Below are 23461 nucleotides of genomic sequence, written 5' to 3' on the forward strand. Positions count from 1 at the left end.
GAATCAGCGTGTTTAGAGAGGGCCATGATCCTCGCCTGCCCGTCGTGCCACACGCGCTATGTCGTTCCCGATACCGCCATCGGACCCGCGGGCCGCACCGTGCGCTGTGCCAATTGCCGCCATAGCTGGTTCCAGCAGCCCGCCGCCGCGCCGCCGCCGCCCGATGCCATCGTCCCGCCGGGCGTCGCCGCCGAACCCGCGCCCGAGGCGAAACCGGCGCCGACCCCGGCCCCCGCCGCGACCTATTCCGACTTTCCCGAACCCGATCCGGTGCCGCCCCCGCCGGCCTTCGCCGCCGAGCCGCCGCCGCGTCCGGCTCCCCCGGCCGACGACGCGCCCTTGCCCTTCCGCCGCCCGCGCCGCAACCCCGCGCGGCGCTGGACGATCATCGCTGCAAGCGCCGCGGCGCTGATGCTGGCGGCGACGGGCGCGCTCGCCTGGTTCGGGCTGCCCGGCTGGGCCGAGGGGCTGGGCCTGCCCGGCGGCACTGCCGAGCCTGATCTGGTGATCGAACTGCCGCCCAATCAGGATCACCGTGAACTCGCCGACGGCACGATCTATTTCGCCGCGTCGGGGGTGATCATCAACCCGACCGACCGCGAACAGCGCGTGCCGCCGATTCTTGCCGAATTGCGCGATGCGCAGGGGACGATCGTTTACAGCTGGACGATCAAGCCGCCGGTGCGGACGCTGCCGCCCAATGAAAAGGTCAATTTCAGCGAGGCAAAGCTCGACATCCCGCGCCGCGCGACGCAGCTGACGGTAAGCTGGGCGCTACCCAGGGGGTAAGAAGCGGCCCTGTTGACCCGTTCGCATCCGTATTCGTCATCGCTTCGCTCGCAAGGGCGGCGTGGCGGGCGCGTATCGACAATCGCCGACGCTTCGTGAATCCGGTCCTGTCTGGCGTCACGCCGTCATAACAGCATCGCCGCGCCCAGCGACAACAGGAAACTGGTCAGTGTCGCGACGATGATCGGCGCAAAGCTTTGCCAGCCCTGATCGAGCAGCAGGTGCAGCCGCGCCTTCATCGCGGTCGCGACGATCGCCAGCAGCAACAGCGCCTGCGCCGCATTGGCCGCGCCGTTCAGCACCGGGCGAGGGATGGCGACCAGCGAGTTGACCGCGACGACGGCAAGGAACCCCAGGATGAACCAGGGCAGGCGGAGCGGGATGCGCGCGCCGCTGCCCGCTTCGCCGCCACGGCCGAGCCACAGGGCGACGAGCATCAGCATCGGCGCGAGCAGCGCGACGCGTGCCAGCTTGACGATCGTTGCCACCTCGCCCGCTTGCGAAGAGAAGGAGAAGCCGCCGCCGATCGCCTGCGCAACGTCGTGGACCGATGCGCCGATCAGAAACCCTGCCTGCGCGTCGGTCAGCCCGAGCTGCGCCGCGAGCACGGGATAGAGCGTCATCGCGAGCGCGCTCGCGACGGTGATGCCGACGAGCGTAAGCGTGAAGCGCGCCTGATCGACCCGCCGGTCACCGATCAGCGACCAGAGCGCGAGCGCCGCCGACGCGCCGCAGATCGCCGTCGCACCGCCCGCGAGCAGCGCGGCGTGGCGGTCCTGCGCAAGGAGGCGCGCGCCGAGGGTGGTGACGAGGATGACCGCGAGCATGATAAGGACGAGCAGCAGGAAGGGCAGCGGCCCCAGCTCGGCGAGCTGGGCCGCGGTGATCCGCGCGCCGACGAGCACGATGCCGATGCGCAGCGCCGTCTGCGACATGAGATCGAGCCCGGCATGGGTGCGCACATCCTGCGACAGGAAGGAAAGCGCGAGGCCGATGAGCAAACCCATCAGCACGATCGGCGCGGCATAATGATCGGCGAGCCACGCCGCAGCGAGTGCGGCGATGGCGGTAACGAGGGTGCCGGGCAGATAATCGCGCCAGCGCCGCCGCGTCGGCGGGTTCGCCTCGAGCTGCATCTCGCCATACAGGTCGGCGGCCATCGGCCAATGTTGTTCGGACGCTTTCACCGCCGCTCCCTTGCCCTTGCTGCCACGCCCGCTTCGCATATCGGCGCGATCCGGTCGATAGGCCATTGCTGGCGGGGCGCAGCCTTGCTAGAGGCCGCGCTCTGTCCGCACCCGTAGCTCAGCTGGATAGAGCGCTGCCCTCCGAAGGCAGAGGCCAGGGGTTCGAATCCCTTCGGGTGCGCCAGATGGCTGCAGGGCGGCAGTTCGTGCCGCTATGTCGGGGGGAGACAGGCGCCGGATGTACGACCTGCTGGCCGGCCTGTCGGTGATCGAAGCCTCCTCCTTTGTCGCTTCGCCGACCGCAGGACTATATCTTGCACAGATGGGCGCAGAGGTGATCCGTGTCGATCAGATCGGCGGCGGCCCCGATTTCCGGCGCTGGCCGGTCACCAGGCATAATGATTCATTTTATTGGGAAAATCTCAACCGTGCGAAAAAGTCGGTCGCGCTCGACCTTGGCCGGGCAGAGGGGCGCGAGCTGCTGACGGCGCTGGTGCGCGCGACGGGACAGTTTCTCACCAATTTTCCGGTCGGCGGCTTCCTGTCGCACGACAGGCTTGCCGCTGGCCGCGCCGACCTTGTCACCGTGCGCGTGATGGGATGGGCCGACGGATCGCCCGCGCTCGACTATACGGTGAACAATGCGGTGGGCTATCCGATGCTGACCGGGGCGGGCCCCGATCCGGTCAACCACGTGCTGCCCGCGTGGGACTTGCTCACCGGCGCCTATGCGGCGTTCGCAATGCTCGCGGCGATCCGGCGGCGCAGCGTTTCGGGTGAAGGCGGCGAGGTTCGCCTGCCGCTGTCCGACGTCGCGATCGGCACCGTCGCCAATCTCGGCGGGGTGGCCGAAATGTTCTATACGGGCGAAAACCGGCCGCGGCTCGGCAATGCGGTCTATGGCCTGTTCGGGCGCGATTTCGTGACGCGCGACGGCGAGCGGACGATGATCGTCGTCGTGACGTCGCGGCAATGGGCGAACCTTGTCGCCGCGCTGGATCTCTGCGAAGCGGTGGCGGCGGTCGAGGCGGATCGCGGCGTTTCTTTTGCGACCGATGATGGGTTGCGCTTCATGCATCGCGACGCGCTCTATCCGCTGTTCGAGCGCGCCATCGCGGCGCGCGACCATGCCGACCTCGCCGCCGTGTTCGACGCGGGCGGCATCGTCCATTCACCCTATCGGACGATGTATGAGGCGGTGCAGGATCCGGCGCTGGTTGCCGACAATCCGATCTTTGGCGCCGCCGACAACCCCAGCGGTTTCACCTACCCCGCCGCGGGCGCCTTTGCGACCTTGCCCGGCGCCGAGCGCCAGCCGCCGCGCGCGGCACCGCTGAACGGCGAGCATAGCGAGGAAATCCTGGCCGACCGCCTGTCGCTGTCATCGGGCGAGCTTGCCCGCCTGATCGATGCGGGTATCGTCGGTGTCGCTTCAAGATGACGAAATCCAAACCCCGTTCGCGTCGAGCGTGGTCGAGAGGCGAACGGAAAAGAAGAATTGGAGACTGAACCATGACCCTGCGCCGCGCCGCCATCGTCGCCCCGATCCGCACCGCCGTCGGCAAGTTCGGAGGGGCGCTTTCGTCGATGACCGCGGGCGCGCTGGGCGCGGTGATCCTGAAGGCGCTGGTCGAACGGACGCGGATCGACCCCGCGCGCGTCGACGATGTCGTTTTTTCGCAAGGCTATGGCAATGGTGAGGCGCCGGCGATCGGTCACTGGTCGTGGCTGGCGGCGGGGTTGCCGCTGGAAGTGCCGGGATATCAACTCGATCGCCGCTGCGGATCGGGGCTGCAGGCGGTCGTCAACGCGGCGATGATGGTCCAGACGGGCATGGCCGACGTCGTCGTGGCGGGCGGGGTCGAATCGATGTCGAACGTCGAACATTATTCGACCGATATTCGCAAAGGCGTTCGTGCGGGCAATCTGACGCTTCACGACCGGCTGACGCGCGGGCGACTGATGTCGCAGCCCGTCGAACGCTTTGGCGTCATCAGCGGCATGATCGAGACCGCCGAAAATCTGGCGAAGGATTATGGTATCAGCCGCGAGGCGGCCGACGCCTATGCGGTGCGAAGCCATCAGCGCGCGGCGGCGGCGTGGGCGGACGGCCTGTTCGACGACGAACTGGTGCCGGTGATCGTGCCGCAAAAGAAGGGCGATCCCGTCATCTTTGCGCACGACGAAGGCTATCGGGCCGACGCAAGCATGGAAACGCTCGGCAAGCTCAAGCCGATCGAGGGCGGCGTCGTCACCGCCGGCAATGCCAGCCAGCAAAATGACGCCGCCGCGGCGTGCCTGGTCGTCGCCGAGGACAAGCTCGATGAACTCGGCCTCGAACCGATTGCCTGGTATCACAGCGCGGCGTCGGCGGGCTGCGACCCCAGCCGCATGGGCATCGGGCCGGTCCCCGCGGTCGAGCGGCTGTTCGCGCGCACCGGCCTCGGCTGGCGGGACATCGATCTTGTCGAGCTGAACGAAGCCTTTGCGCCGCAGGTTCTCGCGGTGCTGAAAGGCTGGGGCTGGGCCGACGACGACAGCCGCAACGACATGCTGAACGTCAACGGGTCGGGCATCTCGCTCGGCCATCCGATCGGCGCGACGGGGGGGCGCATTCTCGCCAACCTCACGCGTGAACTCGTGCGCCGCGACGGGCGCTATGGGCTGGAGACGATGTGCATCGGCGGCGGGCAGGGCATCGCCGCGATCTTCGAGCGCGCCGCCTGAGCGTGGGGGATTTGCGGAAAGCCTTGCAGGCCGCGCAGACCTATCGCGACGCGGCGCAGGCGGCGCTGACCGAGCGGCTGGCGGCGCGGCCGCTCGAGCGCGAACAGCGCGCCGCGCACGGCTTCGCCTGGGTGGCGACGACGATCGCCGCGCTCGAAGCGACGCTCGACTGGCTCGACGCTGGTGGCGGTGCAAATCCGCTCGACGCGACGATCGCGACGCTCGCTTTCGCCGAAGGGATCGGCCAGCTCGCCGGCGGTCTGCCGATGGGACAGAACGAGATTTTTCGCCCCGCCGATTTGGGACTTGGCGCCGAAGCGCGCGTGCTCGCCGACAGCTGCGCAGACCTTCTCGATACCGACCATGCCGCGCGGCGTGCCGAGGTTACTGCTGCGCTTGCCGAGGGGCATTGGCCGAGCGAGACGCTGCACGATGCCGGGTTCGACGCGATCCGCGAGCAGTTTCGCCGCTTCACCGAAGCCGAGATCATCCCCCGCGCGCACCGCTGGCATCTCGCCAATGCGTTGATTCCCGATGCCACGGTGCAGGCGATGGCCGACCTTGGCACCTTTGGTGTGTGCATTCCCGAACATTATGGGGGGCTCGGCCTGTCGAAGCTGGTGATGTGCCTCGTCACCGAAGAATTGTCGCGCGGCTGGATCGGCGCGGGATCGCTCGGCACGCGTTCTGAAATCGCGGGCGAGCTGATCGCGACCGGCGGCACCGACGCGCAGAAAGCCGAATGGCTGCCGAAGATCGCGAGCGGCGCGCTGTTGCCGACCGCGGTGTTCACCGAACCCGATGTCGGTTCGGACCTCGGTTCGTTGCAGACGCGCGCGCGGTTTCACGACGGCCGCTGGATCATCGACGGCGCAAAGACGTGGATCACCCATGCCGCGCGCTCGGACCTGATGACCTTGCTGGCGCGTACCTTGCCCGACGCGAAGGGTTACGCCGGCCTGTCGATCCTCCTCGTCCCCAAGCCGCGCGGGAACGACGCCGATCCTTTCCCCGCCGCCGGCATGAGCGGGAGCGAAATCCAAGTGCTCGGCTATCGCGGGATGCGCGAATATGCGCTGCAATTCGACGGCATGACGGCAGGGGCCGACGCGCTGCTGGGCGGCGTCGAGGGGCAGGGGTTCAAGCAATTGATGCGCACCTTCGAGGGCGCGCGCATCCAGACCGCGGCGCGCGCGGTCGGCGTCGCCCGGCGCGCGCTCGAGCTGGGCGTCGCCTATGCGCTGGTTCGCAAGCAGTTCGGGCGCGCGATCGTCGCTTTCCCTCGCGTCGCCGACAAGCTGGCGATGGGCCTTGTCGATTTCGTCATGGCGCGAGAACTCGCCTATGCCGCGGCGCGCGCCAAGGACGGCGGCAAGCGTTGCGACATCGAAGCGGGGATGGCAAAGCTGCTCGCCGCGCGCGCCGCATGGGCGAACGCCGATGCCAGCCTGCAGATCCACGGCGGCAACGGCTATGCGCTCGAATATGAGATCAGCCGCATCCTGTGCGACGCGCGTATCCTCAACATCTTTGAGGGCGCGGCCGAGATTCAGGCGCAGGTGATCGCGCGCGGGCTGGTCGAACGGCGAAACTAGGGCCGATCGACATTTGGAAGCTGGCGAGTCGAAGACGACCCTAGGGCGAAATGGCGGTTTTCCGTGACCCGTCACTGTACGTCGAAAGGCCGCAAGCGATCGCGCGCTTGCGGGATGCCGAGCGACGGGGTCGGCGGCGCACCGGTCTCGAATGTTACGGTGAACCATCGTCCGCGCGCTGCCATGTCACCGTAACATGATCGGATGACGAACGAATTTGACCGCTGCCGACCTTGATTTCGACTCGTGATGCTCTATTCCAGCCCCCGTGCAAGGCGATCCAGACAATTACATCAGCCTGCTTTCGGCCGCGCAAATCGAAACGTTGCGGCACGTTTATGAGCACAAAAATTCCAAGCAGATCGCGCGGATCATGAATGTTTCGCCGCACACGGTCGACGAACGTGTGCGGCGAGTTCTGAAAAAGCTTAATGTTTCCAACAGAATAGATGCAGCCCGGATATTAGCTGTTAACGGTGTCTTCGATCAGGTTACCCCTTATCAGCCTTTGACATATCAATTGATCGACCTAGGCGACAAACCGCCCGCCGTCGATGCCGAACCGGGGCGCAGTGCGTTTCGGCGGCTTTTTGATATCGGTTCGCCTTTTCCCACCGCGTCCCAGCCGACCAATCGGCATGGGTTGATGGAAAGGATTATCTGGCCGATCCTCATTGCTTTCGCGACGATTTTGGCCTTTTCCGCCCTCTATTCGATCCTTGTCGGACTCGGTCGTGTTCTGACCTGACTGTTCGAACCGAATGCTGCGGGGGGGAGACCGGTAGCATTCTTTTTCAAGGGAAAAGTTAATGCTGAACGAACGAGTTTCTGCGGCGAAGAAGATCGCGTCCGACCTGCACCAGGCTGAAGACGCCATCGACGAAGCGATGATCCGCATTGCCCAGCTCGCGGCGACGCTGCCGACCGCGCGGCGCGAAACCAACATGTCGGCGATCGTCGGCCAGGAAGCGATGGCCAAGGTTGCCCATGCGCTCGCCGCCGCCGGCGAAGTGCGCCAGCTTCTGACCGACGCCCATCTGGCGTTGACGGTGACGCAGAAGGAGGTTGGGCTGGGCACGCGCATGTTCGGCGCAGGCGTCAAGCCGGCGTCGGCCAGGCTGGTCGATGAAGGCAGCAACGACCGCCAGCGCATCGACGCGCCGACGTTCGCGAAGGCGGGTTGATCCGCAGGAAAGGTTGACTGCCACATATGTGGTCCGTGGCGATCTATTATGTCGTTCTGCTCATCACCGTCGCTGTCGCCGTCCGGCACGGCGGGCCGTTTGAACGCTGGGCAGCCTATACGGCATTGATCGCCTCGGTCCTTACGACCGTCGTGACGCCTTTTCCGACCTGGACGAACATCGAGGTCAATATCTTCATCATCGATGTGCTGGTGCTCTTGAGCTTCTGGTTCATCGCGCTCAGGACGCAGCGTTTCTGGCCATACTGGATCACCGGCTGGCAGCTGATTGCCATTTTCGGCCATATCCAGAAGCTGATGTTCGTGGAGATTTTGGCGCGGCCCTATTCGCTGCTGTCGGTGTATATATCCTATCCGATCCTGCTGCTCATCATCTACGCATCGGGGTCGTCGGGTCGGCGAAAGGAGATTGCGGCGTAGCGGTGGCTCTCCGGGGCATTTGCACATGCAGCAATTCTCGAATCAGGAAATGGCCGAACTGAAATCGCGGGTCGACCGGATCCACGATCTGCTGGCGCGTCGCGGCGATGAGGGCGCGGCGATGCTTCGGCCTTCGGTGGCCGATCGCCGCGGTGACGAGCGGGCACAGCCGCCGCTGCTCGACCAGTTGTCGTTCAGCATCGAGGCGCGGCGTATCCGCCGCAGCCATTTCGGCGGTGCCGACATGTCGGGACCGGTCTGGGACATGATGCTCGACCTGATGCTCGCGCGCGCCAAAGCGCGGGTGCTCGGCGCCAGCGACCTGGCGACCGGCGCGGGGGTGCCGCTGTCATCGGGATTGCGGATGATCGCCGCGCTCGAACAACATGGCCTTGTCGAGCGGGCGATCGACGAACGCGACCGCCGCCGCACGCTTGTCCGGCTGACCGACGCCGGGGCTGAGCGCATGGCCTCCTATTTCGAACGGATCGGCGGCGCGGCCCACGGCGGAAGGCCGCTCGCCGCCTGATACAGCGCCTTGCCCCCTGACCGGGTGCCGCAGCCGGGTCGCGGCGGCACCCGGTCATTGCTTCGAGGCGCGCTACTCGGTCATCTCGCGCATCATGCGTTCGACCTTGATCATCGCCTCGCGCTTGATCTGGCAGATTCGCGCCGCGCTGACGTCGAGCGTCAGGCCGATTTCGTGCAGGTTCAGTTCCTCGAAAAAATAGAGCTGGAGCACCATCTGTTCGCGCTCGGACAGGCGGTCGATGCATTGGCGCAGCGCGCTCATCATATCCTCCTGTTCGCAGCGTTCGTCGGCCCCCGAATCCTCGTCGGCGGCGAGGAAGGCGCCGATCTCGGTCAGCTCGTCGAGCGAAGTCGAGCGGCCGTGCGTCGCATTGCGTTCGAGCGCGAAATAATCCTCCGCCGCCATGTCGAGCGCGACCGCCATTTCGGCTGCGGTCGGCGCGCGCAGCAACTGCTGTTCGAGCGCGTCGCGCGTCGCCTGGAGCCGCTTCGCCGCGACCATCGCCGACCGCCCGACATCGGCTTCGCGGCGCAGATGGTCGATCATCGCGCCGCGAATGCGCGTCGAGGCATAGGTGGCAAAGGCGAAACCGCGCTCCTCATAATGGCGGCTCGCCTCGATGAGCGCGATCAGGCCGGTCTGGATCAGGTCGTCAAGTTCGCTGGTCCGCGACACGCGCGAAAAGACCTGCCAGGCGATCTTGCGCACCAAAGGGGCGTATTCGGCGACCAGCGCGTCGGCGCTTTCGACGTAGCCATGCGGGCGCAGCGCGCGGCGGTGCGCCCCGGCGAATTGCTCGGCGGGCTCAATTCTCATTCAGATGGTCCTCCATCGGGGCGTCGGGTCCGGTCGCGAGGCGCGGCACTTCGGCGCCGATTGTCGCGACGATTTCGGTCTGCTTGGTCGCCGGGATTTCGAGGTAGGAAATGACGGCGACGTCGGGGAAGGTTGCGCGCACGAGGCGCGAGAGCGCGGAGCGGCAGATCGGCGAGGCGACAAGCGCAAAGCTGCGCGTCGACAGGAGCAAGGGTTCGACTGCCTGTCCGATCTGTTCGACGATCTTCATCGCCATGCCATGCTCGAATGGCCATTCGGCGGCGGGATTGGCGCGCACCGCCTGGTTCAGCAGCACTTCGACCTCGGGGCTGAAGGTGACGACGGGGAGCGGCATCCGGCTCGGCACGATCGTCTGGACGATCAGCGCGCCGATCCGCTGCCGCACCGCTTCGACCAGCTCGCTCTCGCCGAGTTGTTGCGCCGACAGGGCGACCATCGCTTCGGCAATCTTGCGGAAATCGCGGAGCGGCACGCGTTCGACGAGCAGCGATTTGCAAAGGCTGGCGACGCGCGGCAGCGAATAGCCCTGCGGGCTCAGATTCTGCGCAAGCTGCGGATAATGCGCCTTCAGATTGTCGATCAGCGCCTGTGCATCGTCGATGCCGAACAGTTCGGCGGCCGATCCGACGATGCTGTTGTTCAGGTGGGTCGCAACGACGGTGGAGGGGTCGACGACGGTATAACCGGCGGCGATCGCGTCATTCTGCGCCGCTTTGGGAATCCAGAGGGCGTCGAGGCCGAAGGTCGGATCCTTGCACGCGCGCCCGGCAACCCTGGTGACCAGATCGCCCGAATCGAGCGCGAGCATTTCATTGGGAAACACCTCATCCTCGCCGACGATCACCCCGGCGACCGAAATGCGATAGACATTGCCCGGCAACGACAGATCGTCGGTCACTTTCACCGGCGGGACGACGAAGCCGAGTTCCTTCGACAATTGGCGGCGGATGCCGGTGATGCGCGTCATCAGCGGCGAACCCTTGCGCTCGTCGACGAGCGGGACGAGCGCATAGCCGATTTCGAGCTGGCAGGCGCTGGCTTCGCTGACCTCGGCCCATTCGATGCGCGACGGGTCGGGCGTCGCCGCCGCGGGTTCGGGCGTCGCGGCAACGGCCGCTTCGGCGCGGCGGAGCTGCCAGCCGATCAAAAAGCAGACCGCCGACGCCGGAAGGATCAGCAGCTGCGGCATCGCGGGAACGAGGCCGAGGATGAACAGGATGCCGCCGACCGCGATCCAGATGTGCGGCGAAGCGAACTGGCTGCCGATCTGGCCGCTGAGGTCGAAGGGCGACGCGACGCGCGTGACGATTGCCGCCGCGGCAATCGACAGCAGCAGCGCGGGGATCTGCGCGACGAGCGCGTCGCCGATCGCCAGCGTGATATAGGTGCTGCCGGCCTCCGAGAGGCTGAGGCCATGGCTGAAGACGCCAAGGATCAGCCCGCCGACGATGTTGACGAACAGGATCAGCAGCCCGGCGACCGCATCCCCCTTCACGAACTTCGACGCACCGTCCATCGACCCGTAGAAGTCGGCTTCGGTGCCGATTTCGATGCGGCGCGCCTTCGCTTCTTCGGGGGTGAGCAGCCCGGCGTTCAGATCGGCGTCGATCGCCATCTGCTTGCCGGGCAGCGCGTCGAGCGTGAAACGCGCGGAAACTTCGGAGACGCGTCCCGCGCCCTTGGTGATGACGATCAGGTTGATGATCATCAGCACGACAAAGACGAACAGGCCGACGACATAATCGCCGCCGATCAGCACCTGGCCGAACGCTTCGATGACATGCCCCGCCGCCGCGGTGCCTTCATGACCGTGGACGAGCACGACGCGCGTCGATGCGACGTTGAGTGCGAGGCGAAACAGTGTCGCGAGCAGGAGCACGGTCGGAAAAGCCGAAAAATCGAGCGGTTTCGACGCCTGAAGCGCAACCATCAGGATGAGCAGGCTGATCATGATGTTCGCGACAAAGCTGATGTCGAGGATCAGCGGCGACACGGGGATCACCATCAGCGCGACGAGGATCAGCATCGCCGCGGGCAGCGCCGACACGCCCGCGATGCGGCCGATGTTGCGAAGGTCGAACCCCGCGGTCATGCCGCGCCTCCCGAAAGCGAGGCGAGACGCCGATAGGCGTCGGCGGCAAAGCCCATCGAGAGTTTCCGGGGCATCGGCTGGATATCCATCATTTGCAGTGGAGGTCGCCCCGCGCCGTTCGCGACGCCGCTTGCGCTGCGCATCTCGGCGCGCCAGCCGAGCGGGGCCAGGGGTTTCAGATTGTCGGTCTTGCCGCCGTCTTCGAGCTTGGCGCGAAAACGGTCGCGGATCTCGGCAAGGCTGCGCATATTGCCGTCGGCGGTGTAAAAGACCGAGCGATTGGCCGCGGCCGCTTCGGGCATCATCGTCGCGCCGGGCTGGTCGGGATTGGCGGCGAGCGCGGTCAGGAAACGCGCGGCGCCCGCCGACCCCAGGAAATGCGCAAGATAAAGGTCGACGGGTTCGACGCTGCGCCCGATCCGGCTTTCCAGATAGGCGCGATTGTCGCCGGTCAGCGCCGCCGCCATGCTCGATGCGGCGTCGGGATCGTCGCGCAGCGCAAAAATCTGGTCGCGCAGCACCGGGTCGGCGACCGACAGCCGCCCCGACGCATCGCGCGTGATCGCGTCGGCGGCCCAGGCGAGGCCATGGCTGGCGCCATGACGCTCGAGCGTCGCGAGCCACGTCTGCCTGGTGAACTGATAGAGTCCGCGCGCCGACGAGGTCGACGCTCTGGCGGTCGGATTATAGCCGCTCTCGACCCGCGCGACGTCGACCAGATAGTCGAAGTCAATCCCCGTGCGCGCCGCCGCGCGCTGCACCGCGTCGAGGACGGGGGCAGCGATGCGGGCGGGGTCCTGGGGTCGGTTGATTGCGTTCATTGTCCTGGTTCCGCTGGTTCAGCAGACCCAAAGCAATCATCGTGCCACTTTCCCAAAAGCGGCAATTTAGCAATTTTATCTCAATAGCTTAGGGCGATTCCGCCCGACCGGGCGCCGCGGATGTCATGGTTTCTGTCAATCCGCTGACGGGTCCAGTCCTTCAATATGTTGACGCGCATCGCGGCGGCTTCGAGCTGGCCGAGCGTCTGGGCGATCAGTGCGCGCGCGCGATGCTCGCTCCCGGCGGGCACAGGCGCGCCGCGCAGCAGGATCACCGCCGTCGCCAGATCCTCGGTCGCGGCGATGATCGCGCCCGCGTCATGGCCGTCGAGCGCGTCGATCAGCGCATGGAGCCGCGCCTGCACCTCGTCCATCGCCGCCAGCATCATTCGGTACCGCGACCGTGAAAGTCCAGCATCGCGCTGGCGATGATCGCCGGGTGGACGCCGTAATTGCCGCTGTCGATCGCGGTGCGCAATGCCGCGACGCGCGCGACGTCCACCGGCGGCGGCTGGTCGGCGAGGCTGGTCGACAGGCGCGTCAAGCGCGCGGCGGGCAGATTATCCTGCACCGCCTGTATCCCTGCGGGCGCGCGCGCCGATGCGGTCGCTTCGCTGGCGACGCGGCGCAGCGGGCCGGTGCGGGCGACGCCGCCAACGGGTCCGATCTTGCTGTCACCCGACATAAAGGCCTCCATCGGGCGCCGTCGGAAAAGTGACGACGCGCTTCACAAAGGCTTTAACGGCGCATCGGCACGTGGATTAAGCGCGGCCGACGGTAAAAAGAAAAGAAAGAAAAGAAAGACCCGGCCGCGTCGGAAAGCCGACGGCGACCGGGCGGTGTGGACGGGGAGCGCGCGCTCAATTGTCGATGCGTGCGGCGCCGGGACCCGTGACGGTGGCGGTCAGCGTCGATTTGGGGTCGCTGCCGCGCAGCGCGATCGTTTCGCCGACACGGCCATCCTCGACCGCGATTGCGGCATAACTGATCGAATAGCTCGGCGTGTCGATCGATACGCGGACATTGTCGCCGCGGCGGACGACCGGTGCGCTCGGCGCCGGTCGCGCGAAAGGCGCGGTGGCGGGCAATGCGGCGCCCGCGCCACCCGTCATGGCGACGCGCAACCGCCAGCCAAGCGGGGCGCAGCGAACCGCGAGCGTGTTGGCGTCGATCGCGCTGACAGTGGCGGGTTCGGGACACCGCGCCAGCTTGATGCGGCGGTCGATCGGCACGGCGGTGCGGCCGAGCGCGCTGGCGACCGTCGCGGTCAGCGCGTCGATCGCCTGCCAGTCCTCGATGGCGGGCTGGGCTTCGGCGGCCAGCGGGGCGAGTCCGGCGCACACGGCAAGCGCTGCGGAAAGTCGGCGGGACATGGTTCGTCTCCTTCGATGCGAAAGGCTCGCCCGACAATGTGCACAAACTGTGCCAGCCGCGGCGCGGCGCGGCCTTGGGCCGGGCATGAAGCGGACACGTCGATTTTTTGACGACGCGTGCCGGACAAGGGTGAAGATGAACATTATACGTTTGAAAAATAATCAAAAATAATGATTGGCACAACCGTTGCATATCCCTTGGGTGTTTCCGTGCGTCCGCGCCAGTCGGCCGGTCGGCGGCAAGCAAGGGAATGTGATGATGGCATCCGAGAAACTCTTTGGCCTGCATGCGACGGCGCTCCAGCTGCGCAGCCAGCGCATGATGATGCTCGCGTCGAACATCGCGAACGCTGCGACGCCGGGTTACAAGGCGCGCGACATCGACTTTGCAAAGGCGCTCGACCTCGCGCAGCCGGGTCAGTCGACCGAGGGCGCGGTCGCCTATCGCGTGCCCGTCCAGGCGTCGCTCGATGGCAATACCGTCGAAATGGCGACCGAGCAGACGGCCTATGCCGAAAATGCGCTCGCCTATCGATCGAGCCTCGCCTTTCTGAGCGGCCGCATCAACACGCTGTCGCGCGCGCTGAAGGGCGAATGACGATGAACGGCAGTTTTTCCGTCTTCGACATCAGCGGCCGCGCCATGTCGGCACAGCTCGTGCGGCTTAACACCACCGCGTCGAACCTCGCCAATGCGGGGACGGTCGCGGGCAGCGAGGCAGGCGCCTTTCGTTCGCTGAAGCCCGTCTTTCGCACGGTGATGGACGATCATGGCCGCGCGACGGTGCAGATCGACCAGATCACGACTTCGAAAATGGCGCCGTCGAAGCGCCACGATCCGTCGAACCCGCTCGCCGACGCCGACGGCAATGTCTGGGAAGCCGCGGTCGATAGCGCCGCCGAGCTGGTCGAGATGGTCGAAACCGCGCGCCAGTATCAGAACAATGTCCAGGTCCTCGAAACCGCGAAGGGCCTGATCAACGAAACCCTGAGGATGGGACAGTAAGATGAGCGTCAACGGCATCACCAACAACAATCCCGTGTTCCATCCGCCAGGCACCAGCCAGCAGATGGGCCAGAGCGACTTCCTGCGTCTGATGACCGCGCAGCTGTCGCAGCAGGATCCCTTCAACCCCGTCGACAACACCGAGATGGTTGCGCAGATGGCGCAATTTTCCAGCCTCGCCGGGATCAGCGAGACGAACAATGCGCTCGCGCAGATTTCGGAGCAGCTTGCGACGCAGACGCAGCTGCTTCGGGACATCAAGGCCGCCACCCCGGCCCCTACCCCTGCAGAATAAGGATACGCCCATGTCTTTCTATACCTCGCTTTCCGGCCTCAAGGCATCGCAGACCGACATGTCGGTCATCTCGAACAATATCGCCAACGCCGGCGCGGTCGGCTTCAAGCGCAGCAAGGCGCAGTTCGGCGACATTTTCGCCTCGTCGCCGACGCAGTCGACGAAGATGATCGCCGGACAGGGGACGCGGCTTAACGGCATCACCCAGCAGTTCACGCAGGGTTCCTATGAATCGAGCGAAAAGACGCTCGACCTTGCGATCGTCGGCGAAGGGCTGTTCATCGTGAAGGGCGAGCCGCCGCGCGAACAGGTCGCCTATACGCGCAACGGTTCGTTCGAGCCGACCCCCGACGGCAAGGTCATCGACACGACGGGCGCGACGCTGCAACTGCTGCCGGTCGATGCCGCGGGCAATGTCACCGACAATACGCTCGCGGGCACCTTCGATTTCCAGCTGCCCGCAGGCGCGCCGTCCGACCCGACGTCGGCGCTGGTGAATGTTACCATCGGCCTCGACGGCCTGGTCACCGCGACCTTTGCCAATGGCGAGGACCAGATTCTCGGCAAGGTGGCGATGGCGACCTTTCCCACCATGTCGGGGCTGCGCCCGACGGGCGATGCGCACTGGCAGTCGACGGGTGAAAGCGGCCCGCCGACGATCGACGCGGCGACCAACGGCCCGATGGGCGCGATCCGTTCGGGCGCGCTCGAACGATCGAACGTCGACATTACCGAGGAGCTGGTGATGCTGATGGCGGCGCAGCGCAATTTCCAGGCGAATGCCAAGGCGATCGAGGGCGCGTCGCAGCTGACCCAGACGATCATCGGCATGCGCTGATGCTGCGCTGACCGGCAACCGCCAGGAGCAAGCCGATGGACCGCCTTATCTACACCAGCCTCTCCGCGATGCGCGGCAGCATGGCGCGGCAGACGGCGATCGCCAACAATCTGGCGAACGCGCAGACGCCGGGCTTTCGCGCCGACATGGCGAGCGCGCAGTCGCTGTGGCTCGACGGCTCCGGCCTCGACGCGCGCGCCATGGCGTCCGAAGAGGTGCTCGGCGCCGACATGAAGGCGGGCACCGTCACCGCGACCGGCCGCGACCTTGACATCGCGATGCAGGGCGACGCGCTGCTCGTCGTCCAGGCCAGCAATGGCGAGGAGGCTTATACGCGGCGCGGCGACCTGCAGGTTTCGCCGAGCGGCCTCCTCACCACCGGCGACGGCCACCCCGTCCAGGGCGGCCAGGGGCCGGTGACGATCCCCCCCGCCGACGCGATCAGCATCGACCAGCAGGGCCGGGTGTGGATCGTGCCGCAGGGCGGCGATCCCGAAAACCCGCAGGAGGTCGATCGGCTGCGGCTCGCGACCCCCGCGGGATCGGAGATTGCAAAAGGCCTCGACGGCCTGTTCCGCGTGAAGGGTGGCGGCATCCTGCCCGACGACCCCGAAGCGCGCCTGCTCACGCGCTCGATCGAAGGATCGAACGTCACCGCCACCGCTGCGCTCGTCGAGATGATCGAGGCGAGCCGCAGCTGGGACACGCAATTGAAGATGATCGGCGACGTGCGCGACATGGACAGCGCGACCGCCAATCTGATGCAGCTTCCCCGTTAAGGAGATAGAGAGATGAGCCTCGGCGCCTTGCACGTCGCACGAACCGGTCTGGATGCGCAAAGCTTCCGCATGCAGGTGATCGCGAACAACCTCGCCAACGTCAACACCACGGGCTTCAAGCGCGACCGCGCGAGCTTCGAGACATTGAGCTATCAGTTGATGACGCAGGCGGGCGCGCCGTCGACCGCGGAAAACCGCTATGCGACGGGCCTGAACCTCGGCACCGGCGTCGCGTTGAACGGCACTGCGCGCATCGACACGCAGGGAACGTTCCAGACGACGGGCAACGGGCTGGACGTCGCGATCGACGGCGCCGGCTATTTCCAGGTCGAACTGCCCGACGGGCGCATCGGCTATACCCGCGCGGGCAATTTCGGCCGCGCCCCCGACGGCACGATCGTGACCTCCGACGGCAAACCGCTGACCCCCGCGATCCAGATTCCCGAAGACGCCAGCAATGTGTCGATCGGGCTCGACGGCACTGTTTCGGCGACCGCCGCCGACGGCACCGCGCTCGAACTCGGCCGCATCGAGATCGCGCGCTTCGCCAACCCGGCCGGGCTCCAGGCGATCGGCGGCAACATGCTCGTCGAAACGCAGGCATCGGGCGCCCCGCTCGTCGGCGGCGCGGGCGAGGAAGGGCGCGGCACGCTGCGCGGCGGGATGCTCGAAGGATCGAATGTCAATGTCGTCGAAGAGCTTGTCGACATGATCGAAACGCAGCGCGCCTATGAGGTCAATTCCAAGATGATCTCGGCCACCGACGAGATGATGAAAAATGCGGCGCAGACTCTCTGAACTGGCGCTGCTGATCCTCGCGCTCGCGCCCGTCACGGCGCAGGCGAAGGACAAGCTGCCGCCCGACGCCTTTGCGGCGACGCTGCCGCCGCCGCCTCCGCCGCCGGTGGCGAACGGTTCGATCTTTCAGGGCGCCTATGTGCCGCTGACGTCGGGCGGGCGCGCGGGCGCGGTCGGCGACATCGTCACGATCCAGCTCGTCGAGCGCACCGCGGCAACGAAAAGCAACGCCGCGGGCACGCAGCGCGACGGCAGCATCGGTCTCAACCCGCCGACCACCGGCCCGCTCGCCTTCTTCGACCCCAGCGACATCGGCATGGGCGGCGGCCAGCAGTTCAAGGGCAAGGGCGAAGCGTCGCAATCGAACGCGCTGTCGGGCGAGATCAGCGTGACCGTCGCTGCCGTCTATCCCAACGGCACGATGCTGGTGAAGGGCGAGAAGTTCCTGACGCTCAATCGCGGCGACGAGCGGGTCCAGATTTCGGGCATCGTGCGCGCCATCGACATCAGCCCCGACAATCGCATCCTTTCGACGCGCGTTGCCAATGCGACGATCCGCTACGTCGGCAAGGGCGAGATTGCGCGCGCCAGCCGCCAGGGCTGGCTGCAACGCTTTTTCTCGATCATCAGCCCCTTTTAGGACCGAGGACATATCCGTGACCCAGCGTTCGACCCTTCTCACCCTTTTGGCGTTCGTCGTCGCGAGCTTTGCCTTTGCGGCGCCCGCCTATGCCGAGCGAATCAAGGATATGGGCCAGTTTCAGGGCCTGCGCGCCAACCAATTGACGGGCTATGGCATCGTCGTCGGGCTTGCGGGCACGGGCGATGACAGCCTCGACTATTCGACGCTGGGGATGAAGGGTGCGGTGTCGCGCTTCGGCCTTACCCTGCCGCCGGGGGTCAATCCCGCGCTCAAAAATGCCGCGGCGGTGATGATCACCGCCGAGTTGCCGCCCTTTGCCAAGCCCGGCCAGCGGCTCGACATCACCGTGTCGGCGATCGGCAAGGCGAAGTCCCTGCGCGGCGGCACGCTCGTGCTCGCGCCGCTCTATGGCGCCGATGGACAGATTTACGCGATGGCGCAGGGTAATCTGGTGATCGGCGGGCTCGGTGTCGACGCCGCCGACGGGTCGAAGCTGACGGTCAATGTGCCGTCGAGCGGCCGGATCGCGGCCGGCGCGACGGTCGAGCGCGCGGTCGACACCGGCTTTGCGACGAGCGACTGGCTGACCTTCAACCTGCACCAGTTCGACGCGACCAATGCGAAGCGCGTCACCGACGCGATCAACGCCGACATTCCGGGCAGCGCGTCGATGATCGACGGCGCCAGCATCGCGATCCGTGCCGCGGGCAATGGCGATGAACGGATGCGGTTGATGTCGCGGATCGAAAATCTGACCGTCACGCGCGCCGAGCCACCTGCCAAGGTCATCGTCAACGCGCGCACCGGCACGGTCGTCATCAACGGCGCGGTCCGCGTCGGCACCGCCGCGGTCAGCCACGGCAAGCTCACCGTGTCGGTCAGGGAATCGCCGATGGTCGTGCAGCCCGCGCCGTTCAGCCGCGGCGAAACCGCGATCGAACCGTCGAGCGAAATCGAGGTGGCGGAGGAGTCGCGACCCGCTTTCCTGATCAAGCCCAATGCCTCGCTCTCCGATCTGGTCGATTCGATCAACCGGCTCGGCGTTCCCCCCGGCGACCTGGTCGCCATCCTCGAGGCGCTGAGCCAGGCCGGCGCACTCACAGCAGAGCTGGTGATCATATGACGAGCCCCATTTCTTCCCTTTCGGCGTCGCCTGCCCCCGCGGCTGCGGGGGGCGGCGACGGCGGGCTGCGCAAGGCGGCCGAAGCGTTCGAGGCGGTGATCCTGCGCCAGCTGATGGCGTCGATGCGGCAGGCGAAACTCGGCGACGACATCTTCGGGTCGAGCGCGACCGACAATTTCCGCGAAATGGCCGATGCGCGCACCGCCGACAGCCTGGCCGCGATGCGCCAGTTCGGCATCGCCGACTTGGTCGAACGGCAGTTTCGCAGCCGCGTTGGCGGAGGCATGCAATGAGCGACCTGCTCGGCATCGGCTACAGCGGGCTCAAGGCCTATTCGCGCGCGCTGTCGACAATCGGCGACAATATCGCCAATGCCCAGACGCCCGGATATGCACGTCGTCGCCTTGAGATGATGGAGGCGGTCGGCGGCGGCAATTCGATCTTCTACCGCGGCAGCACCCACCCCGGCGGCGTCGATATTCGCGGTCTCGACCGCTCGGTCGACCAGTGGCTGATCGCGGATTCGCGGCTGACTTCGGGCGATGCCGAGCGCGCGGCGGCCCGGCTCGACTGGCTCGGCAAGGTGGAGGGCGCGCTCAGCGACGAAACCAACGGGATCAAGACCGCGCTCACGACGCTCTTCACCACCGCCGACCAGCTCACCGCCGACCCCGCGAACCGGACGCTCCGCGCGCAGTTCCTGCAAGCCGTCGACGATGTGGCGTCGGGTTTTCGCACTGCCGCCGATCAGCTTGCAGGCATGAGCGAGGGGATATCGGGCGCCGCGGCGAGCGCGGTCAGCGACTTCAACGCCAATCTGGGCGCGCTTGAACAAATCAACATCGGGCTGCGCAAGGCGCGGCCGGGGTCGACCAACGAAGCGAGCCTGCTCGACGAGCGCGACCGGCTTCTCGATCGATTGTCGTCGCAGGCGGGCGTCAGCGCGACCTTCGATGCCAATGGCGCTGTGACGCTCCGCGCCGCAGGGACGGGCGATCTGCTCGTCGGTGGCGGCGTGGTTACGCCGATCGCCGTTACCACCGCGCCTGACGGCCGCCTGTCGTACAGCATCGGCGGCGCGCCGCTCGCGATTTCGACCGGCGCGCTTGCCGGATTGGCCGAGGGTGCGAACCACGTGGCCGACCAGCGCGCCGCGCTGGACACGATGGCGACCGACTTCGCGGCGCAGCTCAATGCCGCACACCAGGCGGGCATCGATGCGGGGGGCAATCCGGGACAACCGCTGTTCACCGGGGCAAGCGCGGCGACCTTGACCGCCGCGCCGCTGACGCCCGATCAGGTCGCCGCCGCCGATGCGTCGGGCGGCAACGGCAATATGCTGGCGTTCGGCGCGATGCGCGGCGCGAACGATCCCGAAGCGCGCTGGTCGGGACATATGGCGACGCAGGCACAGGCAGTCGCGGCAGCGCGCGCGCACGATGCCGCTGCGACGACGCGCGCCGACGCGGCCGCTGCGGCGCGCGACAGCGTCAGCCAGGTCGATCTCGACACCGAAGCGGCCGAACTGTTGCGGTTCCAGCAAGCCTATTCGGCGGCCGCGCGCACGATCCAGGTCGCGCGCGAAACCATGCAAACGCTCTTGAGCTCGCTTTAAGGAAGGTCCGGGACGATGATCAACGCCGTCGGCAATCGCATGACGCGCGAAATCGCGCGCCAACAAAGCCTTGCGGACCAGCTCGAGCGGACGCAGATCCAGATTTCGGGCGGCAAGAAACTGTTGCGCATGTCCGACGATCCGGTCGCGGCGCGGCGGATCGCGACGATTGGCACGACGCAGGCCAGCATGACCGCGTGGGCAGCAAACGTCAATTCGGCCGCCGCGCTCGTGTCGCAGGCCGATGGCGTCATGAAGTCGGTCGGCGATCTGATGACGCGCGCGCGCGAACTGACGCTCGCCGCGGTCAGCGAGTCCGCCAACCCGGCCGACCGCGCGACGATCGCCGCCGAACTCTCGACGATCGCCGACGAGATCGACGCGCTGGCCGCGTCGCGCGATTCGAATGGCGAGCCATTGTTTGCGGCGGGGCCGGCGCGTGTGATGCGTTTCGACGCCGACCTCAGCTTCGCGCCCGTCCCGTCGGCGGCCGACGTGTTCGTCCTTGGTGGCAACAGCCTGTCGACGGGGATTCGTGACGCTGCGGCCGCGGTCGTCGCGGGCGACACGGCGGCGATGAACCTGTCGCTTGGGACGCTTGCGGCGTCGATCAGCCATGTCGCCGACGCACATGCCGCGATCGGCCTGGCGGGCGGGCGACTAGACCGCATCGGCGACGGGCTGGCGGCGCGCGGGATCACCCTCAAGGACGAACGTTCGATCGTCGAGGATACCGACCTGACCGTCGCGATCGCCGAGCTCCATGCCCAGGAACTGACGCTCAATGCCGCACAAGCGGCCTTTGCCAAGATCAACCGGCAGACCTTGTTCGATCTTTTGCGCTGAGCGCGCTCAATATCGCGGCCACGCTGCCGTTAAACATCAAGACGTCCTTTGGATTTGCGGGTGGCCGGTGATGTCCGGTGCCCGATTGGAGTGGCCTGCGCATGTTTCCCGTTATCGGCATCGTCGTTCTGATCCTGCTGGTGTTCGGGGGTTTTGCGCTGACCGGCGGCAATCTCGGCCCCGTCCTGCATGCGCTGCCGCACGAAATGCTCATCATCGGCGGCGCCGCGCTCGGCTCGCTCATCATCGGCAATTCGGGCGCCGATCTGAAGGCGCTCGCGGGCGGCCTCGGCAAGGTGTTCAAGGGGCCGCAGTATAAGAAACAGGATTATCTCGACTGCATCCTGCTCGTTTCGTCGCTGATGAAGATGATGCGCACCGAAGGGCCCGTCGCGGTCGAACCGCATATCGAGGATCCGAAAAACTCCGCGATTTTCCAGCAATATCCCAAGCTGTTGAAGGACGATACGCTCGTCCACCTGATCTGCGACACACTGCGTCTCGTCGTCGTTTCGTCGGGCACGCTCGACCCCCACGCTGTCGAGGAGGTCATGGACAACGCCCTGAAAAATCACCACCATCATAGCATGAGGCCCGCCGAGGGGCTGCAAAGCCTGGCCGATGCGTTGCCCGCGCTCGGCATCGTCGCCGCGGTGCTCGGCGTCGTCAAGACAATGGGTTCGATCGACAAGCCGCCCGAAATCCTTGGCGCGATGATCGGCTCGGCGCTTGTCGGCACCTTTCTGGGCGTGCTGCTTGCCTATGGCCTTGTCGGACCCTTTGCAACGCGCGCCAAGGCGGTGATCGAAAGCGACGGCGCTATCTATCATACGGTGAAGCAACTCATCATCGCCTCGCTCCACGGCCATCCGCAGCCGCTGGTGATCGAGGCCGCACGTTCGGGCGTCGATCATCATAACCAGCCGAGCTTTGCCGAGGTCTTTGACGGGATGCGGGGCCGCTGATGGCCGCGCGGCCCAATACGCCGATCCGCCCGATCATCGTCAAAAAGGTGATCGAGGCCGGGCATGGCGGCCATCATGGTGGCGCGTGGAAGGTCGCCTATGCCGACTTTGTCACGGCGATGATGGCCTTTTTCCTGCTCATGTGGCTGCTCGGCGCGACCAACGAAAAACAGCGCAAGGCGCTCGCCGACTATTTCGCGCCGACGATCGTGCAGAGCAAGCAGGACACTGCGGGTTCGAACGGCCTGTTCGGCGGCGATTCGCTGGTGTCGGTCGATAAATATCCGCACGGCGCGGCGCAGACGGGAACGCGCGCGATGACGATCCCGCGCGATGCGGTGGGCGGCCCGCGCGAGGCATCGGGGCGCGAGCGCGAGGCCGAGTCGAAGCGGTTGAGCCTGCTCGCGCAGGCGATGAAGGACCGCGTCCTGAGCAAGGGCGACCTCAAGCGGCTGGCGCGCAACCTGCACTTTACCGAGACGATGGAGGGGCTGCGCATCGACATCGTCGACGACGCGGACTTTTCGATGTTTGCGCTCGGCACCAGCCAACTCACCCCGGCCGGCGCCAAATTATTTGCCGAAATCGCGGTGCCGATTGCCGAGGCGCCCAACCAGCTGATGATCCGCGGCCATACCGACGCCGCGCCCTGGTCGGCGAAATCGGGAACGAACAACTGGCGCCTGTCGGTCGACCGGGCCGAAGTGACGCGCCATTATCTCGAGTTCCGGGGCATTGAATCGAATCGCTTTGCACGAATCGAAGGGGTTGCCGATCGCGAACCCTATGTTCCCTCGGATCGATTCGACCCGCGCAACCGGCGCATCTCGATCACGCTCGGCTGGCGCTCGGCAAGGAATTAGCGCCAGTTTGGCAGCATATCGGAGATGGTTAACGCAGAAGCGTCGAAGATACTGCCAGTTTGGCAATAATCTTTATTTTTGAATGACTTAATGACCACGCGATAAGCTTTTGTT

28 protein-coding genes and 1 tRNA gene are annotated in these 23461 nt (G+C 66.2%); 22 read left to right on the forward strand and 7 right to left on the reverse strand.

The window, feature by feature from the left end:
• Window positions 1-24: 24 nt before the first annotated feature.
• Window positions 25-789: a zinc-ribbon domain-containing protein gene (locus tag HUW43_RS10720; RefSeq protein WP_188237393.1), complete on the forward strand. Its 765-nt coding sequence runs from the start codon at window positions 25-27 to the stop codon at window positions 787-789.
• Window positions 790-914: 125 nt separating this feature from the next.
• Here HUW43_RS10720 and HUW43_RS10725 read toward each other — a convergent pair whose 3' ends face one another.
• On the reverse strand, window positions 915-2015 hold the full coding sequence (locus HUW43_RS10725; RefSeq protein WP_223181462.1) for a YeiH family protein: 1101 nt from the start codon (window positions 2013-2015) through the stop codon (window positions 915-917).
• Between the two features lie 68 nt (window positions 2016-2083).
• Here HUW43_RS10725 and HUW43_RS10730 point away from each other — a divergent pair.
• From HUW43_RS10730 to HUW43_RS10765, 8 genes are all read left to right on the forward strand, one after another.
• Window positions 2084-2160 (forward strand) — tRNA-Arg (locus tag HUW43_RS10730).
• A gap of 54 nt (window positions 2161-2214) precedes the next feature.
• Window positions 2215-3417 carry a CoA transferase gene (locus HUW43_RS10735; protein ID WP_188237394.1) on the forward strand — a complete coding sequence of 401 codons (1203 nt, stop codon included), beginning with the start codon at window positions 2215-2217 and terminating at the stop codon, window positions 3415-3417.
• Between the two features lie 71 nt (window positions 3418-3488).
• Complete coding sequence (locus HUW43_RS10740) at window positions 3489-4703, forward strand: acetyl-CoA C-acetyltransferase (RefSeq protein ID WP_188237395.1); 1215 nt, start codon at window positions 3489-3491, stop codon at window positions 4701-4703.
• A gap of 23 nt (window positions 4704-4726) precedes the next feature.
• The gene (locus HUW43_RS10745) at window positions 4727-6298 is read left to right on the forward strand and encodes an acyl-CoA dehydrogenase family protein (protein WP_223181463.1); all 1572 of its coding nucleotides are present in this window, start codon (window positions 4727-4729) and stop codon (window positions 6296-6298) included.
• Window positions 6299-6566: 268 nt separating this feature from the next.
• On the forward strand, window positions 6567-7046 hold the full coding sequence (locus tag HUW43_RS10750) for a helix-turn-helix transcriptional regulator (RefSeq protein WP_317450857.1): 480 nt from the start codon (window positions 6567-6569) through the stop codon (window positions 7044-7046).
• 61 nt (window positions 7047-7107) lie between these two features.
• Window positions 7108-7482 (forward strand): hypothetical protein, encoded by a 375-nt coding sequence (locus HUW43_RS10755; protein ID WP_188237397.1) that lies wholly within the window; start codon window positions 7108-7110, stop codon window positions 7480-7482.
• A 26-nt stretch (window positions 7483-7508) separates the two neighbouring features.
• Window positions 7509-7922: a hypothetical protein gene (locus HUW43_RS10760; protein ID WP_188237398.1), complete on the forward strand. Its 414-nt coding sequence runs from the start codon at window positions 7509-7511 to the stop codon at window positions 7920-7922.
• Window positions 7923-7947: 25 nt separating this feature from the next.
• The gene (locus HUW43_RS10765) at window positions 7948-8451 is read left to right on the forward strand and encodes a winged helix DNA-binding protein (protein WP_188237399.1); all 504 of its coding nucleotides are present in this window, start codon (window positions 7948-7950) and stop codon (window positions 8449-8451) included.
• 72 nt (window positions 8452-8523) lie between these two features.
• On the opposite strand, the gene HUW43_RS10770 is transcribed toward HUW43_RS10765, so the two are convergent.
• The 6 genes from HUW43_RS10770 to HUW43_RS10795 all read right to left on the reverse strand — a co-directional run bounded on the left by HUW43_RS10770 (window position 8524) and on the right by HUW43_RS10795 (window position 13577).
• Complete coding sequence (locus HUW43_RS10770) at window positions 8524-9270, reverse strand: sigma-70 family RNA polymerase sigma factor (RefSeq protein WP_188237400.1); 747 nt, start codon at window positions 9268-9270, stop codon at window positions 8524-8526.
• The gene (flhA, locus tag HUW43_RS10775) at window positions 9260-11383 is read right to left on the reverse strand and encodes a flagellar biosynthesis protein FlhA (protein ID WP_188237401.1); all 2124 of its coding nucleotides are present in this window, start codon (window positions 11381-11383) and stop codon (window positions 9260-9262) included. The genes HUW43_RS10770 and flhA overlap by 11 nt, the downstream gene beginning before the upstream one ends.
• A complete protein-coding gene (locus HUW43_RS10780; RefSeq protein ID WP_188237402.1) occupies window positions 11380-12204 on the reverse strand; it encodes a transglycosylase SLT domain-containing protein in 825 nt (274 codons plus the stop codon). The genes flhA and HUW43_RS10780 overlap by 4 nt, the downstream gene beginning before the upstream one ends.
• 80 nt (window positions 12205-12284) lie before the next feature.
• A complete protein-coding gene (locus HUW43_RS10785; protein WP_223181464.1) occupies window positions 12285-12593 on the reverse strand; it encodes a hypothetical protein in 309 nt (102 codons plus the stop codon).
• Window positions 12590-12889 (reverse strand): flagellar biosynthesis anti-sigma factor FlgM, encoded by a 300-nt coding sequence (gene flgM / locus HUW43_RS10790; protein ID WP_188237403.1) that lies wholly within the window; start codon window positions 12887-12889, stop codon window positions 12590-12592. Before flgM ends, HUW43_RS10785 begins: the two co-directional genes overlap by 4 nt.
• 175 nt (window positions 12890-13064) lie before the next feature.
• Window positions 13065-13577: a flagella basal body P-ring formation protein FlgA gene (locus tag HUW43_RS10795; RefSeq protein WP_188237404.1), complete on the reverse strand. Its 513-nt coding sequence runs from the start codon at window positions 13575-13577 to the stop codon at window positions 13065-13067.
• A 259-nt stretch (window positions 13578-13836) separates the two neighbouring features.
• Between HUW43_RS10795 and HUW43_RS10800 the strand changes: the two genes are divergently transcribed.
• The 13 genes from HUW43_RS10800 to HUW43_RS10860 all read left to right on the forward strand — a co-directional run bounded on the left by HUW43_RS10800 (window position 13837) and on the right by HUW43_RS10860 (window position 23347).
• Window positions 13837-14175 (forward strand): flagellar basal body rod protein FlgB, encoded by a 339-nt coding sequence (locus HUW43_RS10800; protein WP_411157941.1) that lies wholly within the window; start codon window positions 13837-13839, stop codon window positions 14173-14175.
• The gene (gene flgC / locus HUW43_RS10805; protein WP_120221630.1) at window positions 14172-14582 is read left to right on the forward strand and encodes a flagellar basal body rod protein FlgC; all 411 of its coding nucleotides are present in this window, start codon (window positions 14172-14174) and stop codon (window positions 14580-14582) included. The genes HUW43_RS10800 and flgC overlap by 4 nt, the downstream gene beginning before the upstream one ends.
• 1 nt (window position 14583) lies before the next feature.
• A complete protein-coding gene (locus HUW43_RS10810) occupies window positions 14584-14877 on the forward strand; it encodes a flagellar hook assembly protein FlgD (RefSeq protein WP_188237406.1) in 294 nt (97 codons plus the stop codon).
• A 10-nt stretch (window positions 14878-14887) separates the two neighbouring features.
• Entirely contained in the window at window positions 14888-15715 is an 828-nt protein-coding gene (locus tag HUW43_RS10815) for a flagellar hook-basal body complex protein (protein ID WP_188237407.1), read from the forward strand.
• 35 nt (window positions 15716-15750) lie between these two features.
• Window positions 15751-16494 carry a flagellar basal-body rod protein FlgF gene (flgF, locus tag HUW43_RS10820; RefSeq protein WP_188237408.1) on the forward strand — a complete coding sequence of 248 codons (744 nt, stop codon included), beginning with the start codon at window positions 15751-15753 and terminating at the stop codon, window positions 16492-16494.
• A gap of 12 nt (window positions 16495-16506) precedes the next feature.
• Window positions 16507-17292, forward strand: coding sequence for a flagellar basal-body rod protein FlgG (gene flgG, locus HUW43_RS10825; RefSeq protein ID WP_188237409.1), 786 nt, complete (start codon window positions 16507-16509; stop codon window positions 17290-17292).
• Window positions 17273-17932 carry a flagellar basal body L-ring protein FlgH gene (locus HUW43_RS10830; RefSeq protein ID WP_188237410.1) on the forward strand — a complete coding sequence of 220 codons (660 nt, stop codon included), beginning with the start codon at window positions 17273-17275 and terminating at the stop codon, window positions 17930-17932. The genes flgG and HUW43_RS10830 overlap by 20 nt, the downstream gene beginning before the upstream one ends.
• 10 nt (window positions 17933-17942) lie before the next feature.
• Window positions 17943-19058 carry a flagellar basal body P-ring protein FlgI gene (locus HUW43_RS10835; protein ID WP_411157942.1) on the forward strand — a complete coding sequence of 372 codons (1116 nt, stop codon included), beginning with the start codon at window positions 17943-17945 and terminating at the stop codon, window positions 19056-19058.
• Window positions 19055-19351, forward strand: coding sequence for a rod-binding protein (locus HUW43_RS10840; protein ID WP_188237412.1), 297 nt, complete (start codon window positions 19055-19057; stop codon window positions 19349-19351). The genes HUW43_RS10835 and HUW43_RS10840 overlap by 4 nt, the downstream gene beginning before the upstream one ends.
• Window positions 19348-20673: a flagellar hook-associated protein FlgK gene (gene flgK, locus HUW43_RS10845; RefSeq protein ID WP_188237413.1), complete on the forward strand. Its 1326-nt coding sequence runs from the start codon at window positions 19348-19350 to the stop codon at window positions 20671-20673. Before HUW43_RS10840 ends, flgK begins: the two co-directional genes overlap by 4 nt.
• Before the next feature lie 15 nt (window positions 20674-20688).
• Complete coding sequence (locus HUW43_RS10850) at window positions 20689-21519, forward strand: flagellin-like protein (protein ID WP_188237414.1); 831 nt, start codon at window positions 20689-20691, stop codon at window positions 21517-21519.
• Window positions 21520-21620: 101 nt separating this feature from the next.
• On the forward strand, window positions 21621-22484 hold the full coding sequence (motA, locus tag HUW43_RS10855) for a flagellar motor stator protein MotA (protein WP_188237415.1): 864 nt from the start codon (window positions 21621-21623) through the stop codon (window positions 22482-22484).
• Complete coding sequence (locus tag HUW43_RS10860) at window positions 22484-23347, forward strand: flagellar motor protein MotB (RefSeq protein WP_188237416.1); 864 nt, start codon at window positions 22484-22486, stop codon at window positions 23345-23347. The genes motA and HUW43_RS10860 overlap by 1 nt, the downstream gene beginning before the upstream one ends.
• Window positions 23348-23461: the final 114 nt, after the last annotated feature.

This window comes from Sphingopyxis sp. LK2115, from assembly GCF_014595975.1.
GTDB lineage: Bacteria > Pseudomonadota > Alphaproteobacteria > Sphingomonadales > Sphingomonadaceae > Sphingopyxis.

What these genes read in the sequence shown, in the direction of transcription:
- HUW43_RS10740 (WP_188237395.1), top strand. Translation starts at nt 3,489, where the DNA reads ATGACCCTGCGCCGCGCCGCCATCGTCGCCCCGATCCGCACCGCCGTC.
- HUW43_RS10860 (WP_188237416.1), top strand. Translation starts at nt 22,484, where the DNA reads ATGGCCGCGCGGCCCAATACGCCGATCCGCCCGATCATCGTCAAAAAG.
- HUW43_RS10765 (WP_188237399.1), top strand. Translation starts at nt 7,948, where the DNA reads ATGCAGCAATTCTCGAATCAGGAAATGGCCGAACTGAAATCGCGGGTC.
- HUW43_RS10850 (WP_188237414.1), top strand. Translation starts at nt 20,689, where the DNA reads ATGATCAACGCCGTCGGCAATCGCATGACGCGCGAAATCGCGCGCCAA.
- flgF (WP_188237408.1), top strand. Translation starts at nt 15,751, where the DNA reads ATGGACCGCCTTATCTACACCAGCCTCTCCGCGATGCGCGGCAGCATG.
- HUW43_RS10760 (WP_188237398.1), top strand. Translation starts at nt 7,509, where the DNA reads ATGTGGTCCGTGGCGATCTATTATGTCGTTCTGCTCATCACCGTCGCT.
- HUW43_RS10770 (WP_188237400.1), bottom strand. Translation starts at nt 9,270, where the DNA reads ATGAGAATTGAGCCCGCCGAGCAATTCGCCGGGGCGCACCGCCGCGCG.
- flgM (WP_188237403.1), bottom strand. Translation starts at nt 12,889, where the DNA reads ATGTCGGGTGACAGCAAGATCGGACCCGTTGGCGGCGTCGCCCGCACC.
- HUW43_RS10755 (WP_188237397.1), top strand. Translation starts at nt 7,108, where the DNA reads ATGCTGAACGAACGAGTTTCTGCGGCGAAGAAGATCGCGTCCGACCTG.
- HUW43_RS10800 (WP_411157941.1), top strand. Translation starts at nt 13,837, where the DNA reads ATGGCATCCGAGAAACTCTTTGGCCTGCATGCGACGGCGCTCCAGCTG.
- HUW43_RS10810 (WP_188237406.1), top strand. Translation starts at nt 14,584, where the DNA reads ATGAGCGTCAACGGCATCACCAACAACAATCCCGTGTTCCATCCGCCA.
- motA (WP_188237415.1), top strand. Translation starts at nt 21,621, where the DNA reads ATGTTTCCCGTTATCGGCATCGTCGTTCTGATCCTGCTGGTGTTCGGG.
- HUW43_RS10735 (WP_188237394.1), top strand. Translation starts at nt 2,215, where the DNA reads ATGTACGACCTGCTGGCCGGCCTGTCGGTGATCGAAGCCTCCTCCTTT.
- flgK (WP_188237413.1), top strand. Translation starts at nt 19,348, where the DNA reads ATGAGCGACCTGCTCGGCATCGGCTACAGCGGGCTCAAGGCCTATTCG.
- HUW43_RS10830 (WP_188237410.1), top strand. Translation starts at nt 17,273, where the DNA reads ATGCGGCGCAGACTCTCTGAACTGGCGCTGCTGATCCTCGCGCTCGCG.
- HUW43_RS10725 (WP_223181462.1), bottom strand. Translation starts at nt 2,015, where the DNA reads ATGCGAAGCGGGCGTGGCAGCAAGGGCAAGGGAGCGGCGGTGAAAGCG.
- HUW43_RS10780 (WP_188237402.1), bottom strand. Translation starts at nt 12,204, where the DNA reads ATGAACGCAATCAACCGACCCCAGGACCCCGCCCGCATCGCTGCCCCC.
- HUW43_RS10795 (WP_188237404.1), bottom strand. Translation starts at nt 13,577, where the DNA reads ATGTCCCGCCGACTTTCCGCAGCGCTTGCCGTGTGCGCCGGACTCGCC.
- flgC (WP_120221630.1), top strand. Translation starts at nt 14,172, where the DNA reads ATGACGATGAACGGCAGTTTTTCCGTCTTCGACATCAGCGGCCGCGCC.
- flhA (WP_188237401.1), bottom strand. Translation starts at nt 11,383, where the DNA reads ATGACCGCGGGGTTCGACCTTCGCAACATCGGCCGCATCGCGGGCGTG.
- HUW43_RS10720 (WP_188237393.1), top strand. Translation starts at nt 25, where the DNA reads ATGATCCTCGCCTGCCCGTCGTGCCACACGCGCTATGTCGTTCCCGAT.
- flgG (WP_188237409.1), top strand. Translation starts at nt 16,507, where the DNA reads ATGAGCCTCGGCGCCTTGCACGTCGCACGAACCGGTCTGGATGCGCAA.
- HUW43_RS10785 (WP_223181464.1), bottom strand. Translation starts at nt 12,593, where the DNA reads ATGATGCTGGCGGCGATGGACGAGGTGCAGGCGCGGCTCCATGCGCTG.
- HUW43_RS10840 (WP_188237412.1), top strand. Translation starts at nt 19,055, where the DNA reads ATGACGAGCCCCATTTCTTCCCTTTCGGCGTCGCCTGCCCCCGCGGCT.
- HUW43_RS10815 (WP_188237407.1), top strand. Translation starts at nt 14,888, where the DNA reads ATGTCTTTCTATACCTCGCTTTCCGGCCTCAAGGCATCGCAGACCGAC.